This window comes from Streptomyces sp. NPDC056480, assembly GCF_042795405.1.
GTDB lineage: Bacteria > Actinomycetota > Actinomycetes > Streptomycetales > Streptomycetaceae > Streptomyces.
Map to the genome: position 1 here is coordinate 597 of NZ_JBHTSA010000168.1, position 13,562 is coordinate 14,158.

Annotated in this window: 11 protein-coding genes; 3 read left to right on the forward strand and 8 right to left on the reverse strand. The window is 70.7% G+C overall.

Annotated elements, in window-relative coordinates:
* The 8 genes from ACFQ79_RS37665 to ACFQ79_RS37700 form a co-directional block, all read right to left on the reverse strand.
* A partial coding sequence (locus ACFQ79_RS37665; RefSeq protein ID WP_176902409.1) for an ATP/GTP-binding protein occupies positions 1-283 on the reverse strand: 283 nt, incomplete at its 3' end.
* Positions 264-818 carry a DUF742 domain-containing protein gene (locus ACFQ79_RS37670; RefSeq protein ID WP_383592131.1) on the reverse strand — a complete coding sequence of 185 codons (555 nt, stop codon included), beginning with the start codon at positions 816-818 and terminating at the stop codon, positions 264-266. The genes ACFQ79_RS37670 and ACFQ79_RS37665, both read right to left, overlap by 20 nt.
* 92 nt (positions 819-910) lie before the next feature.
* Positions 911-1,324 (reverse strand): roadblock/LC7 domain-containing protein, encoded by a 414-nt coding sequence (locus ACFQ79_RS37675; protein WP_026057603.1) that lies wholly within the window; start codon positions 1,322-1,324, stop codon positions 911-913.
* A gap of 7 nt (positions 1,325-1,331) precedes the next feature.
* Positions 1,332-4,619: a nitrate- and nitrite sensing domain-containing protein gene (locus ACFQ79_RS37680; RefSeq protein WP_383592134.1), complete on the reverse strand. Its 3,288-nt coding sequence runs from the start codon at positions 4,617-4,619 to the stop codon at positions 1,332-1,334.
* Between the two features lie 339 nt (positions 4,620-4,958).
* Positions 4,959-5,540, reverse strand: coding sequence for an ATP/GTP-binding protein (locus tag ACFQ79_RS37685; protein ID WP_055602619.1), 582 nt, complete (start codon positions 5,538-5,540; stop codon positions 4,959-4,961).
* Complete coding sequence (locus tag ACFQ79_RS37690) at positions 5,521-5,925, reverse strand: DUF742 domain-containing protein (protein ID WP_017235980.1); 405 nt, start codon at positions 5,923-5,925, stop codon at positions 5,521-5,523. Before ACFQ79_RS37690 ends, ACFQ79_RS37685 begins: the two co-directional genes overlap by 20 nt.
* 159 nt (positions 5,926-6,084) lie before the next feature.
* On the reverse strand, positions 6,085-6,498 hold the full coding sequence (locus tag ACFQ79_RS37695; RefSeq protein ID WP_030325548.1) for a roadblock/LC7 domain-containing protein: 414 nt from the start codon (positions 6,496-6,498) through the stop codon (positions 6,085-6,087).
* Positions 6,499-6,507: 9 nt separating this feature from the next.
* Complete coding sequence (locus ACFQ79_RS37700; RefSeq protein WP_383592136.1) at positions 6,508-10,314, reverse strand: nitrate- and nitrite sensing domain-containing protein; 3,807 nt, start codon at positions 10,312-10,314, stop codon at positions 6,508-6,510.
* Between the two features lie 571 nt (positions 10,315-10,885).
* Between ACFQ79_RS37700 and ACFQ79_RS37705 the strand changes: the two genes are divergently transcribed.
* From ACFQ79_RS37705 to gltX, 3 genes are all read left to right on the forward strand, one after another.
* Positions 10,886-11,089: a hypothetical protein gene (locus tag ACFQ79_RS37705; protein ID WP_231071511.1), complete on the forward strand. Its 204-nt coding sequence runs from the start codon at positions 10,886-10,888 to the stop codon at positions 11,087-11,089.
* Between the two features lie 128 nt (positions 11,090-11,217).
* Positions 11,218-12,012, forward strand: coding sequence for a fumarylacetoacetate hydrolase family protein (locus ACFQ79_RS37710; RefSeq protein ID WP_055598481.1), 795 nt, complete (start codon positions 11,218-11,220; stop codon positions 12,010-12,012).
* Positions 12,005-13,519: a glutamate--tRNA ligase gene (gene gltX, locus ACFQ79_RS37715; protein ID WP_383592139.1), complete on the forward strand. Its 1,515-nt coding sequence runs from the start codon at positions 12,005-12,007 to the stop codon at positions 13,517-13,519. Before ACFQ79_RS37710 ends, gltX begins: the two co-directional genes overlap by 8 nt.
* The last annotated feature ends 43 nt before the right edge of the window (positions 13,520-13,562 follow it).

Here is a 13,562-nt window from a genome sequence, read left to right on the forward strand (position 1 = left end):
AGCGGTCCTGGCCCGGCGTACCGAAGAGGTACAGGATCAGGTCCTGGTCCAGGGTGATGCGGCCGAAGTCCATGGCGACGGTCGTCGTCGTCTTGTCGCCGGTGTGCGTGAGGTCGTCGATGCCCGCGGACGCAGACGTCATGACGGCCTCGGTACGCAGCGGGTTGATCTCCGAGACGGCGCCGACGAACGTGGTCTTGCCCACGCCGAAGCCACCCGCCACCACGATCTTCGCGCTGGTGGTTGAACGGGCCGCGCCGCCGCTAGAGCTTGCGAAGTCCACTGAGCACCCTTTCGAGCAGTGTCACGTCTGGCTGACCGCCGGCGGCCTCGTCGCCGCCCGGCTGGTGGATGGCGACGAGCCCGGCCTCTGCCAGGTCGGCCACGAGGATTCGGGCGACGCCGAGGGGGATGGAGAGAAGGGCCGAGATCTCGGCGACCGACTTGATCTCGAAGCACAGCCGGCAGATCCGCTGGTGCTCGGGCAACTGGCCCTGCAGCCGGGACGGATCGGCCGTCGTGCTGACCAGCGCCTCGATGGCGAGCTGGTAGCGCGGCCGGGTCCGGCCGCCGGTCATCGCGTACGGACGGACCAGCGGGTTGTGCCCGCCGCCGGAGCTGCTGGAGCCTGCGGCGGACGGGGCACGCGAGGAGCCCTGCGCACCCGCGGGCTGGGCGTGAGGCTGCCGATAGGGCTGCGAAACGCCCTGTCTGCTCGGGGCGGAGGGAAAGTTGAACCGGTTCTGCGCGGTGTCGCCGAGCGGCGCCTGGTGCGCGTCATAACCGTTGTAGGGGCTTGAGCCCGGTGGTGTTCCCACGTCTCCTCCTCCGACTGCCTCGCGGTCCATGTCCCTTGGACCCGCGCCACCGCACCTTACGGGGCGGTGGCGCGAAACGCACTGTCTGTCTGTTAGTTGAGAAGACTTCCCTGAAGCTCCGCCCGGAGGTCGGGAGTCAGGACGGTGCCCGCGCGGTCCACGAGAAGTGCCATCTCGTAGCCCACGAGACCGATGTCGGCCTCGGGGTGGGCGAGTACGGCCAGCGAGGAGCCGTCCGAGATCGACATGATGAAGAGGAAGCCGCGCTCCATCTCCACCACGGTCTGATTGACCGCACCACCCTCGAAGATCCGGGACGCGCCCGCGGTCAGCGAGGTCAGTCCGGAGGCGACGGCCGCCAGCTGGTCGGCGCGGTCACGGGGGAAACCCTCGGACATCGCCAGCAGGAGTCCGTCGGCGGAGACCACCACCGTGTGCGACACCCCAGGGGTGTTGTCCACGAAGTTGGTGATCAACCAGTTCAGATTCTGCGCCGCCTGGCTCATGCTCACACTAACGCTCCTGGTTGTAGGTACTGCCCGGGCCGAGGCCCGATCCGTTCGTGTCCGTTCCCGCGCTGCGTCCCTGCTGGACGCCGCGGCGCAGGTTGCTCAACCTGCCCCGTACGTCCTCGGGTGCGCGGGAGACCTGGGGGCCGCCCTGCGGGGTCTGCTCCGCCGTGCCCTCGACCAGGTTGGCCTTCGGGACCCGGCGGGGAAGACCGGACGAGGTGACCCCGCCCGCCTTCGGGTCCTTGAGCTTCCCGGCCCGCTGCCAGCGCTCGTCGTTGGTCGAGCGCCATTCGTCGGTGGGGTCGGCTTCGTTCTGCTGCTGCTCCTGCGCCGGCTGCGCGGGCTTCGCCTGCTGCGGTGCCTGCTGCTGCGGCGCCTGCTGGGTCGGCGAGGCGACGCTGCCGCGGCGCGGCAGTCCGGCGTCGGTCAGCGCGTGACCGGCGTCCGGGGCGGCACTCGGGGTCGGACCCGGACGGTCGAAGCCTACGCGGTCGTGGGCCTGTTCGGGAGCGCTCGGAGCAGATTCCGATTCCGCTCCGAACGGCTGCTGGTAGCCACCCTGGTAAGCGCTCTGATCCTGCCAGGTTCCCTGGTGGGACTGGGTATCGAACGCATTGCCGTACTGCTGGTGTTCGGTTCCCGAGGTCTCGTACGAAGCTTCCGCATAGCCCTGCTGCGGATAGCCCTCGTAGCCCTGCTGCGGGTACGCGTAGCCGTCCTGCTGCTGCGGGAACCCGGCCGCGTACTCCTGGCCGTACCCCTGCGCCTGCTGCTGGCCGTACTCCTGCGCCGGGGCGTACTGCTCGGCCGGGTACTCCTGACCCTGCTGCTGCCCGTACTCCTGGCCCTGGTGCTCGCCCTGCTGCGCGTACTCCTGGCCCTGCTGCCCGTACTCGTCCGGCTGCTCCGCCTCGTCGCGGAAGAGCGGCCGGTCGCCACCCTGGGCCTGGGCCTCCAGGGCGGCACGCCGCCCCTCGCGCTTCAGCGAGCGGTTGACCGGGTCGAGCTGACGCTCCTCCTCGGCCGGCTGCTCGTAGCGGGAGTCGTCGAAGCCGAGGTCGGCGGCGGTCAGCATCGGCTGCTGCTGCGGCGGAGCGGCCTCGAAGGCGCTCGGCTGCTGCTGCTGCGGAATGATCTGGGAGACCGTGAAGTCGTCCTGGAGCGGCTGCTCGCCACCGCCACCGTGCGTGATCGCGTCCGGCAGCATGACCAGCGAGGTCGTACCGGCCTGCTCGCCCGAGGGGCGCAGCTGGACCCGGATGCCGTGGCGGTCGGCGAGCCGGCCGACCACGAAGAGGCCCATGCGCTGGGAGACGGCCGCGTCCACGGTCGGCGGGTTGGCCAGCTTGTGGTTGATGTCCGCGAAGTCCTCGGCGGTGAGGCCGATGCCCTTGTCGTGGATCTCGACCATCACACGGCCGTCGGGAAGACGGGTCGCGGTGACGCGGACCTTGGTCTGCGGGGAGGAGAACGTGGTGGCGTTCTCCAGGAGCTCGGCGAGCAGGTGCACGAGGTCGGTCACGGCCTGGCCGTGGATCTCGGCCTCCGGCACGCCCGCCAGCTCGATGCGCTCGTACTGCTCCACCTCGGAGGAGGCGGCGCGCATGACGTCGACCAGCGGGACCGGCTGGTCCCAGCGGCGGCCCGGCTCCTCGCCGGCGAGGACGAGGAGGTTCTCGCCGTTGCGGCGCATACGGGTCGCCAGGTGGTCCAGGCGGAAGAGGTTCTCCAGCTGGTCCGGGTCGGCCTCGTTGTTCTCCAGGTCGGTGATGAGGGTCAGCTGGCCCTCGATCAGCGACTGGTTGCGGCGCGAGAGGTTGGTGAAGATCGCGTTGACGTTGCCCCGGAGCATGGCCTGCTCGGCGGCGAGCCGGACGGCCTCGCGGTGGACCTGGTCGAAGGCGCGGGCGACCTCGCCGATCTCGTCCTGCGTGTCGATCGGGATCGGCTGCACGCGGGTGTCGACGCGGCCGGGCTCCGTACGGGACAGCTGATCGACCAGCATCGGCAGACGCTGCTCGGCGATGCCGAAGGCGGCGGTGCGCAGCTGCTGCATCGCGCGGCTCATCTGGCGGGCCATCATCCCGGCGAGGATGAAGGCGGCGAGCAGGGCGATGACGACGATGCCACCGTTGACCCAGGCGTCCGTCTTGGCCTCGTCGGAGATCTTGATCGCCTCGGCCACGGCCTTGTCGACCAGGGCCTTCTCGACCTCGGAGTAGCCCTCGAACTTGGCGGTGGCGATCGCGATCCAGGTCTCGGCCGTGATGCCCTTGGCCTTGAGCGACGCGAGGCCCTCGGGGTCCTTGGCGGTGCCGATCGCGGTGGCCGCGCCCGAGTAGACGGAGCCGTCCTTGCCCTTGGGCAGGTCGAGGCCGGCGGCCTGCATCTGCTTGGCGCCCTCGGCGGCCTTGCCCGCCATGACCTTCTTCAGCATCTCGACGTCCTCGGGCATACCACCGGAGGAGAACTCGCCGAGGGCGATCTGCTCCAGGTAGTTGTACGAGTTGAACGCCACGGACTGCTGGGCGAAGACGGCCTCGGTGCGGCTGGGCCGGACCAGGAGCTGGGTGCCTATGGAGCGCTGGAGGGACTCGGCGCCCTTGGCCAGCTGGATGGCGTAGACGCTGCGGCCGTAGGCCGTGACGTTGCCGGTGCCGAGGCCGAGCTCGTTGGAGAACTCGGTGAGGTAGTGCTGGACGCCGGTGTACTGGAGCTGGGTGTTCACCGGGTCGAGGGAGCGGGTGTACGCGGCCTTGCGCAGCGCCTCGAGCTTCGGCTCCTCCTCCCGGAAGAGGTTCAGCCGGCGCTCCAGGCCCTGGCCCGAGGGCAGGTCCTTGGCGGCCTCGTCGAACTTCACCTTGGCGGCGTCGGTCGCGGCGTACGCCTTCGTGACCTCGTCGCTCTTGCGGTCCTCGGCGGTCTTCGCCGCCAGCAGGGGAGCCGCGGTCAGGTCGCGCTCGTTGAGAAGGGCGGTGCTGTACTCCGAGGCGGCGCGCACGATGAGCGCCGTCTTCTCGGCGTCCTGCGCCTCCTGCCAGGTGTCGATCGACCCCTTGACCTGGAAGCCGCCCATGACGAGGCCGACCAGCACGGGTATGCAGAGGATCGCGTTCAGCCTGGTGGGCACCCGCCAGTTGCGGGGCGAAAGCTTGCTGGAGCTGCCCGGTGCGGGGGCCACGGCAGGCTGCGTCACGGGCACGTCCGCGGGCGACATCGCCGTCCGCGACGGCGGGGTGAAGTTGCCCCGTGTCTCCTGCTCCGCGGAGCTTTCCTTGCTGCGCCTCACTCGACCAACAACCTCTCGGCGTCGGCACCTACGTTGTGCCGGTGTTTCGTTCAGGGCCGTACTACTCGGGAGTTCATGAATTGCAGCACGTGAAGGGGGTCGGTTCCAAACAGTGGGATGCGGCCGGTTTCACGGGCCTGCGCCTCGTATAAAACGGGCATAAAGAGCGAGCCCCGTCAAAAGACGGGGCTCAGGTGAGCGCAGCGACACCGATCGGATGCGTCGGGTGTCCGAGGCGCCCCAATTCTCTGTCGAAATGTTATGAACGCGCGGGCGGCCGTGTCCAATGACACAGACCGCCCCTCGCGGCGGCAGAGGACGACCGGGATGGCCGTCCGGCTACTTGAGCCGGGCCATGAGGGCGTGCTCGACCAGGGTGATGAGCGCGCTCTTGGCGTCGGCGCGGTGCCGGGCGTCCGTGGTGATGATGGGGGTGCCGGGGCCGATCTGGAGGGCCTCGCGGACCTCCTCCGGCTGGTACGGCTGGCTGCCGTCGAAGCCGTTGAGGGCGATGACGAACGGCAGGCCGCTGTTCTCGAAGTAGTCGACGGCCGGGAAGCAGTCGGCGAGGCGGCGGGTGTCGACGAGGACGACGGCGCCGATGGCGCCGCGGACCAGGTCGTCCCACATGAACCAGAAGCGGTCCTGGCCCGGCGTACCGAAGAGGTACAGGATCAGGTCCTGGTCCAGGGTGATGCGGCCGAAGTCCATGGCGACGGTCGTCGTCGTCTTGCCACCGGTGTGCGTGAGGTCGTCGATGCCCGCCGAGGCGGACGTCATGACGGCCTCGGTACGCAGCGGGTTGATCTCGGAGACGGCGCCGACGAACGTGGTCTTGCCCACGCCGAAGCCACCCGCCACCACGATCTTCGCGCTGGTGGTCGAACGGGCCGCACCGCCGCTAGAGCTTGCGAAGTCCACTGAGCACCCTTTCGAGCAGAGTCACGTCCGGCGTGCCGCCGGTCTCTCCGTTGCCCGGCTGGTGGATCGCCACCATGCCGGCCTCCGCCAGGTCGGCGACGAGGATGCGGGCGACACCGAGGGGCATCGACAGCAGCGCCGACACCTCGGCCACCGACTTGACCTCGCGGCACAGGTGGCAGATCCGCTGGTGTTCCGGGAGGAGCGTGGCGAGGTGCGCCGGGTCGGCCGTGGTGCTGACCAGCGCCTCGATGGCGAGCTGGTAGCGCGGCCGGGTCCGGCCGCCGGTCATCGCGTACGGACGCACCAGCGGCTGGTCGCCCTCATGTCCGTACTCGTCGACTGAGGCGCCGTACGGATCGTGAGAGGCGGGGGGCGGGGTCATGAATCCTCCGGGCGTGACAGCAAACCTTCTGCCGTCTGATGGGGCCGGTGGGGGGCCGGGTGGGGCGGCCGGACGGATAACGGTGCCAGGGCGGTACGGAGGGGCGTACCGCCCTGTCGATCGGTCGTGCGGTGGGGTTCTGTCCCGGAGGCGAACCGGCTAGTGGAGCAGGCTTCCCTGGAGCTCCGCGCGGAGATCCGGGGTGAGGACACTGCCGGCCCGGTCGACCAGCAGCGTCATCTCGTAGCCCACGAGGCCGATGTCGCACTCGGGGTGTGCGAGCACGGCCAGCGAGGAACCGTCGGAGACCGACATGAGGAAGAGGAAGCCGCGCTCCATCTCCACCACGGTCTGCGCGACGGGGCCCCCCTCGAAGATCCGGGACGCACCCGCGGTCAGCGAGGTCAGTCCGGACGCGACCGCCGCCAGCTGGTCGGCACGGTCGCGGGGGAATCCTTCGGACATGGCCAGCAGGAGTCCGTCGGCGGAGACCACCACCGTGTGGGACACCCCAGGGGTGTTGTCCACGAAGTTGGTGATCAACCAGTTCAGATTCTGCGCCGCCTGGCTCATCGCGTTCAACTAACGCTCCTGCTGATGGTTCGGACCGAGGTGGTGATTACCCGTGGTCGAGTTACCTGCCTGCCGGCCCTGCTGGATACCGCGGCGCAGATTGGTCAGCCGGCCGCGGACGTCGTCGGGTGCACGCGAGACCTGGGGGCCGGCCGTGTGGGCCTGCTCCTGTGCGGTCCCGGGTACGAGGTTGGCCTTCGGCACACGCCGGGGAAGACCAGAGGTGGTGACACCGCCGGCCGCGGGCTTGCGCACCCGCTCGGCCTGGCGCACCAGCTCGTCGTTGGGCGAGGTCCGCCAGGCGGCCCCGCCGTTCTGGCGACCGTCGGCCGGGTCACCGGCCGGACGCTGCGCCGGAGCGGACGGCTGCGGCGCGGCCGGGGCCTGCGCCTGCTGCTGTGCCTGCTGCTGCGCCTGCTCCTGGTGGAACCAGTTCGTCTCGAGCGTGTCGTACAGCGGCGTACGGCCGTCGCCCGCGCCCGCCGGCGGCAGCGCCTCCGGACGGCGCGGCTGCTGGAGCTGCGGCTGCTGGCCCTGCGGCTGACGCTGCTGCGGCGGGACCGGCTCCGGGCGCTGGGCGCCGAAGTCGCCGCCGGTGCGCTGGCGCGGGGCCGGCGGCTGCGGGGCCTGCTGCTGCGCCTGCGGTACGTAGGGCTGCCGGCCGAACTGCTGCTGCTGGCCGCCCTGGTAGCCCTGCTGCTGAGGGGCCTGCTGCGGGCCGCCGGCGTCGGGCCGTGCGAACTGGCCGGTGGAGCCGGGGCCCTGCGGGGCGCCGAAGTCGGGGCGCGGGAACTGCGCCGTCGACGCCGGGTCCTGGACACCGCCCTGGTACACCTGCGGGGCCTGCTGCTGCGGGGCCTGCTGCGGGCGGCCCTGCGACTGGGGCGCACCGAAGTCGGGGCGCGGGAACTGGCCCGTGGACCCGGGGCCCTGGGGCGCCGGGGCCGCGAACGAGCCGGTCGTCTCGGGGTCCTCGTGGCCGCGCGGGGCGTCCAGCGGGGACATCTCCTGCTGCGGGCGGCGGACCGGCTGCTGGCCCTGGTCGTTGCCCCAGCTCGCCGCCTGCGGGCGCTGCGCCTGGGGGTTGCCCCCCGGCAGCTCGGCGCGCGGGAACTCGTACCCGCCGGTCTGCTGGGCACCGGGGCCCTGACCCTGACCCTGCGGTGCGTGCTGCGGAGCGCCGGGTCCGGCCTGCGGGGAGCCCTGGCTGCCCCACACGTCCGTGCGGGACGGGATGGCGCTCGCGGCGCCGCCGATGAGACCGCCGCCACCGGGGCCCGGCCGCAGCGCGTCGCCGCCCTGCGGGGCCTGCGGCGCCTGCGGCAGCTGACCGGTCCGGTCGAGCGAGGCGTTCTGCGGCTGCGGGGTACGGGACTGCGGGGCGCCCTGCGGGCCCCCGGCGAGCGGCGCACCGTCACGGGCGGGCAGCGCGGCCCGGGGACCGCTCGTACCGACCTGGCCGCGCGGAGCGCCGCCGCCGAGCAGGCCGCCCGAGGGCGCACCGCCCTGGCCCGGACGTCCACCGGGGCCACCGGCCGCGCCGGGACCGGCGGGAAGCCGGCCGCCCGGGGCGGAGGCACCCGGAGGCATCGCGCCCTGGCCGCCGGCACCCGGCTTGGGCATCGGCTTCTTGCCGCCCTGGGCGACGTCGACCGGCAGCATGACGAGCGCGGTGGTGCCGCCCGAGTCGGAGGGGCGCAGCTGGATGCGGATGCCGTGTCGCAGGGACAGGCGGCCGACCACGAAGAGACCCATGCGGCGGGAGACGGAGACGTCCACGGTGGGCGGCGAGGCGAGCCGCTCGTTGATCGCGGCGAGGTCCTCGGGGGAGAGGCCGATGCCGGTGTCGTGGATCTCGACGAGCACCCGGCCGTCGGGCAGCGCGTGACCGGTGACCCGGACCTTCGTCTGCGGCGAGGAGAACGAGGTGGCGTTCTCGAGCAGCTCGGCGAGGAGGTGGACGAGGTCGTTGACGACCCGGCCGGCGACCTCGGTCGCGGGGACCGAGGCGAGTTCGATGCGCTCGTACTGCTCCACCTCGGAGGCGGCGGCACGGAGCACGTCGACCAGCGGGACCGGGCGGGTCCAGCGGCGGCCGGGCTCCTCACCGGCGAGGACGAGGAGGTTCTCACCGTTACGGCGCATACGCGTCGCGAGGTGGTCGAGCTTGAAGAGCGAGGACAGCTGGTCCGGGTCGGCCTCGCGCGACTCCAGTTCGGAGATGAGCGAGAGCTGACGCTGGATGAGGCCCTGGGAACGGCGCGAGAGGTTGGTGAACATCGCGTTGACGTTGCCCCGGAGGAGGGCCTGCTCGGCGGCGAGACGGACGGCCTCGCGGTGCACGTCGTCGAAGGCCGCGGCCACCTGGCCGATCTCGTCCCGGGAGTGCACACCGACGGACTCGACGGAGGTGTCGACGTCCTGCGGGTCGGACTCGGAGAGCTGCTTGACCAGCTCGGGCAGGCGTTCCTGGGCGACCTTGGTCGCGGTGTCCTGGAGCCGGCGCAGCGAGCGGATCATGGACCGGGCCACGACGAAGGCGCCGATGAGCGAGACGCCGAGGACGAGGAGGATCAGCGCACCGTTGACGATGGCGTCCCGCTGCGACTCCTGGCGGAGCTCACGGGCCAGGCTCTCCATGTCGCCGAGCAGACCGCGCTCGATGCGGTTCATGGTGGCGATCTTGGTGCCGTACTCGTCGGTGAAGTTGAGGTGGCCGCGCTTGGGGCCGCTCTTCATCGCGTTGTCCATGTTGAGGACACGCTCGGCGTACTTCTCCGCGGCGGTGATCGACGGGTTGCCGCTGTTCAGGGACGCGAGCCGCTCGGTGGCGTCGCCGCCGGTCGACTCGTAGATCGCCTGGAAGGACTGGAGCTCGCGGCCCTCGGAGTTGAGCGCGGCCTCGGCGTAGAGGCGGTCACCCTGCTGGATGTCGCCGGAGGTCCGGTCGCTCGGCGGCAGCGCGGCGGCGATGATCGCCTGCTGGATGGAGGCGTACTCCTTGGCGGACGAGAACGCGGCGAGCGCGCGGGTCCGCTTGATCATCTCGGGGTTGCTGGTCGCCTGGGCCATGTCCTGGGACAGGCTGAGCAGCGAGCGGATGAGACGGCTGTACGCCTCGACCGTCACCGAGTGGGAGACGTCCTTCTCGTACGCGTTGCTCCGGATCGTGTGCAGACCGCTGACCTGCGAGGCGATCTGGTTGACGTTCTGCCGGATGCTGCGCAGCGCCTCGTCGCCCTCGGTGGCCGGGATGGCCTCCGTGGCCTGGAGGAAGGCCTTGTACTCGAGGTCCGTCTTCCGGCGCGGGTTGGCGACCTGGTAGTCGCTGACCGGGCGGCTGTTGGAGAGCGGACCCGCGGAGAGGTCGCGCTCGGACTGGAGGGCCTGCGCGAGGTCGGTGGCCTCACGGGTCAGCTTGGTGAGCAGCTGCATGTGGTCGAGCTGCTCCATGTCCTGGAGCGACTCGCTGATGCGGATGCCGCCCAGGGTGGTCGCGGCGACCACGGGGAGGGTGAGGAGCGCGACCAGGCGCGTGGAGATGCGCCAGTTGCGCAGGGCTATTCGAGGTCCGACCTCGTTCTCGGCCCGGACCTTGGGGGGTGTGTCGGACGGGTCGGCGGACGCGGCCGCGGCGCTCGTGCGCCTGCCGCCGTCACCGCCCTCGCCGGACGGGCCCTGACCCTGGTTCGGGGTGTGCGAGGCCGAGGGACCGCGGTCGGTCCCGGCACGCGGTTCCTGCTCCGCCGGAGCATCCGCTCGGCCCTGACGGGCCTGGGGAGACCCCGAGCCATCCCTCTTGAAACGTCCCTGCACTAGCGTCGCAACCTCTGGACCAGGCGTCCTTCCGGATGAACGGAGAGGACGGTGTCGGTGTCAATCGGGGTGCGTGGAGGGCACCCCAGGTGGTCGTCGGTGACCGGCGCAGCTCCCCCTTCCCCGCCACTAGGCCGGCGCTGCGTTGCGCCCCCTGCGCGCCGGCTTGAAACCCGCGGCGGTGCGTGGAATTCCAGCACAGTGCCGGACCTCCAACAAGGGCCGCGTGTCGCGCCGGGAGGGTCATGACAACCCGTACGCAGAACGTCACCCCACGTAGAAGATGATCACGGAGGATTCGGACTTTTCCTCTCCAATGACTGCGCGTACCCGTGTGTCCCAGTCGACATGATCAGGAGCGGAATAGAGCATTCAGTGGCGTAATGTCCCTTTCCGTGGCGACAGGCGACGGTCCGTAATGCCCGGAATATGTTGCCCGTGGTGAGCAAACTCACACGATGATCGATGTCTTAGCCATGCATTCGAAGGGAATCGCATGTTTAGCCTGACGCTTTACACCCCCTCGCGCCCGAACGCGGCGCCCGTTCCGGAACAAGGTCAGATCACCGCGATGAAGACGACGACGCCCGGCACCACGGCCAACCCCCGCCGTTCCACCCTCGTCCACCTCTCGGACGCCGCAGAGCTCGGCCGGGTCGCCCTGCCCGAGTACGCGGTCGCGCTGCCGGCGAAGACGGCCAACCCGCGCCGCACCGTCCTCATGCAGCCCCCGGCCCCGTACCAGCCCCAGCCCTACGCCTCCGCGTCCCGCTGAAGCCACCCCCGGAGCCACCCGCGTCATCCTTGTCACGGGCCCGGTGACATCGCCGGTCGGCCGCCCCGCGCCGCGTTAGCCTGGAGCGTCAGACTCCAGCCAGCACCAAGTGAGGGGCGACAGCACTCGTGCGCATCGCCAGATTCTCCATCGACGGCAATGTGGCCTTCGGCGCCGTCGAGGGCGAGGGAACCGTCGAGTCCGGCGGCCTCGTCCTCGACATCATCAAGGGCATCCCGTACACCGACTTCGAACTCAGCGGCACCAAGGTCCCGCTGAGCAAGGTACGGCTCCTGCCGCCCGTGCTCCCCAACAAGGTCGTGGCCATCGGCCGCAACTACGCGGAGCACGCCGCCGAACTCGGCAACGAGGTCCCCGACGTCCCCGTCGCCTTCTTCAAGCCCACCACCTCGGTGATCGGCCCCGGCGACGCCATCGAGTACCCCTCCTTCTCCAACGAGCTGCACCACGAGGCCGAACTGGCCGTGGTGATCGGCCGTATGTGCCGCGAGGTGCCCCGCGAGCGCGTGAAGGACGTCATCTTCGGCTACACCTGTGCCAATGACGTCACCGCCCGCGACGCCCAGCAGCGCGAGAAGCAGTGGGCCCGCGCCAAGGGCTTCGACACCTCCTGCCCGCTGGGCCCCTGGGTCGAGACGGACCTGAGCATCGCTGCCGCGAGCGACCTGACCATCCAGGCCACGGTCAACGGCGAACAGCGCCAGCTGGGTCGGACGAGCGACATGATCCGCTCCATCGAGGACCTGGTCGTCCACATCACCGAGGCCATGACGCTGCTCCCCGGAGACGTCATCCTCACCGGCACCCCCGCCGGGGTCGGCCCCCTCAACGTCGGCGACGAGGTCGCCGTCACCATCGAAGGCATCGGCACTCTCACCAATAGGGTGATCAAGCGTGGCTAACCCGAACTCCCCCAAGCTCTCGGCTTCGCTCGAGCAGGGGGGACCCCCTCGCGTCCGTTTCTGTCCCTCGCCGACCGGCAACCCCCACGTGGGCCTGGTCCGCACCGCTCTCTTCAACTGGGCCTTCGCCCGGCACAACGAGGGCACCATGGTCTTCCGCATCGAGGACACCGACGCTGCGCGCGACTCCGAGGAGTCGTACAACCAGCTGCTCGACTCCCTGAAGTGGCTCGGCCTCGACTGGGACGAGGGTCCGGAGGTCGGCGGCCCGCACGCCCCGTACCGCCAGTCGCAGCGGATGGACATCTACAAGGACGTCGCCGACAAGCTCCTCGCCGGCGGGTACGCGTACCCCTGCTACTGCACCACCGAGGAGCTCGACGAGCGCCGCGCCGCCGCCCGCGCCGCCGGCCGCCCCTCCGGCTACGACGGCCACTGCCGCGACCTCACCGCCGAGCAGAAGGCGGCGTACGAGGCCGAGGGCCGCGCGTCGATCGTCCGCTTCCGGATGCCCGACGAGCCGATCACCTTCACCGACCTGGTCCGCGGCGAGCTCACCTTCACCCCGGAGAACGTGCCGGACTACGGCATCCTCCGGGCCAACGGCGCCCCGCTGTACACCCTGGTCAACCCGGTCGACGACGCGCTGATGGAGATCACCCACGTCCTGCGCGGCGAGGACCTGCTCTCCTCCACCCCCCGCCAGGTCGCGCTCTACAAGGCCCTGATCGAGCTGGGCGTCGCCAAGGAGATCCCCTCCTTCGGCCACCTGCCGTACGTGATGGGCGAGGGCAACAAGAAGCTCTCCAAGCGCGACCCGGAAGCCTCCCTCAACCTCTACCGGGAGCGCGGCTTCCTCCCCGAGGGTCTGCTGAACTACCTCTCGCTCCTCGGCTGGTCCTTCTCGGCCGACCAGGACATCTTCACCATCCCCGAGATGGTGGCGGCGTTCGACATCGCCGACGTCAACGCCAACCCGGCGCGCTTCGACCTCAAGAAGGCCGAGTCGATCAACGCCGACCACATCCGCATGCTGGACGTGAAGGCGTTCGCCGAGGCCTGTGAGCCCTGGCTGCGGGCCCCCTTCGCCAACTGGGCGCCCGAGGACTTCGACCGGACCGCCTGGGAGGCCATCGCGCCGCACGCCCAGACCCGCGTCACCGTCCTCTCGGACATCACGGCCAACGTGGACTTCCTCTTCCTTTCGGAGCCGGTCTTCGACCAGCCCTCGTGGGACAAGGCGATGAAGGGCGAGCCCGCGGCCCTCCTCACCACCGCCCGCGAGAAGCTCGAAGGCGCCGACTGGAGCGACCCCGAGTCCCTCAAGAACGCCGTGCTGGCCGCCGGCGAGGCCCACGGCCTCAAGCTCGGCAAGGCGCAGGCCCCGGTCCGCGTGGCGGTCACCGGCCGCACGGTCGGCCTGCCCCTCTTCGAGTCCCTGGAGATCCTGGGCAAGGAGAAGACCCTGGCCCGCATCGACGCGGCGCTGGCGAAGCTGTCGGCCTGACGGCTTCCGGCGGACAGCGAGGGGCGGCGGCCGCGGAGGCCGC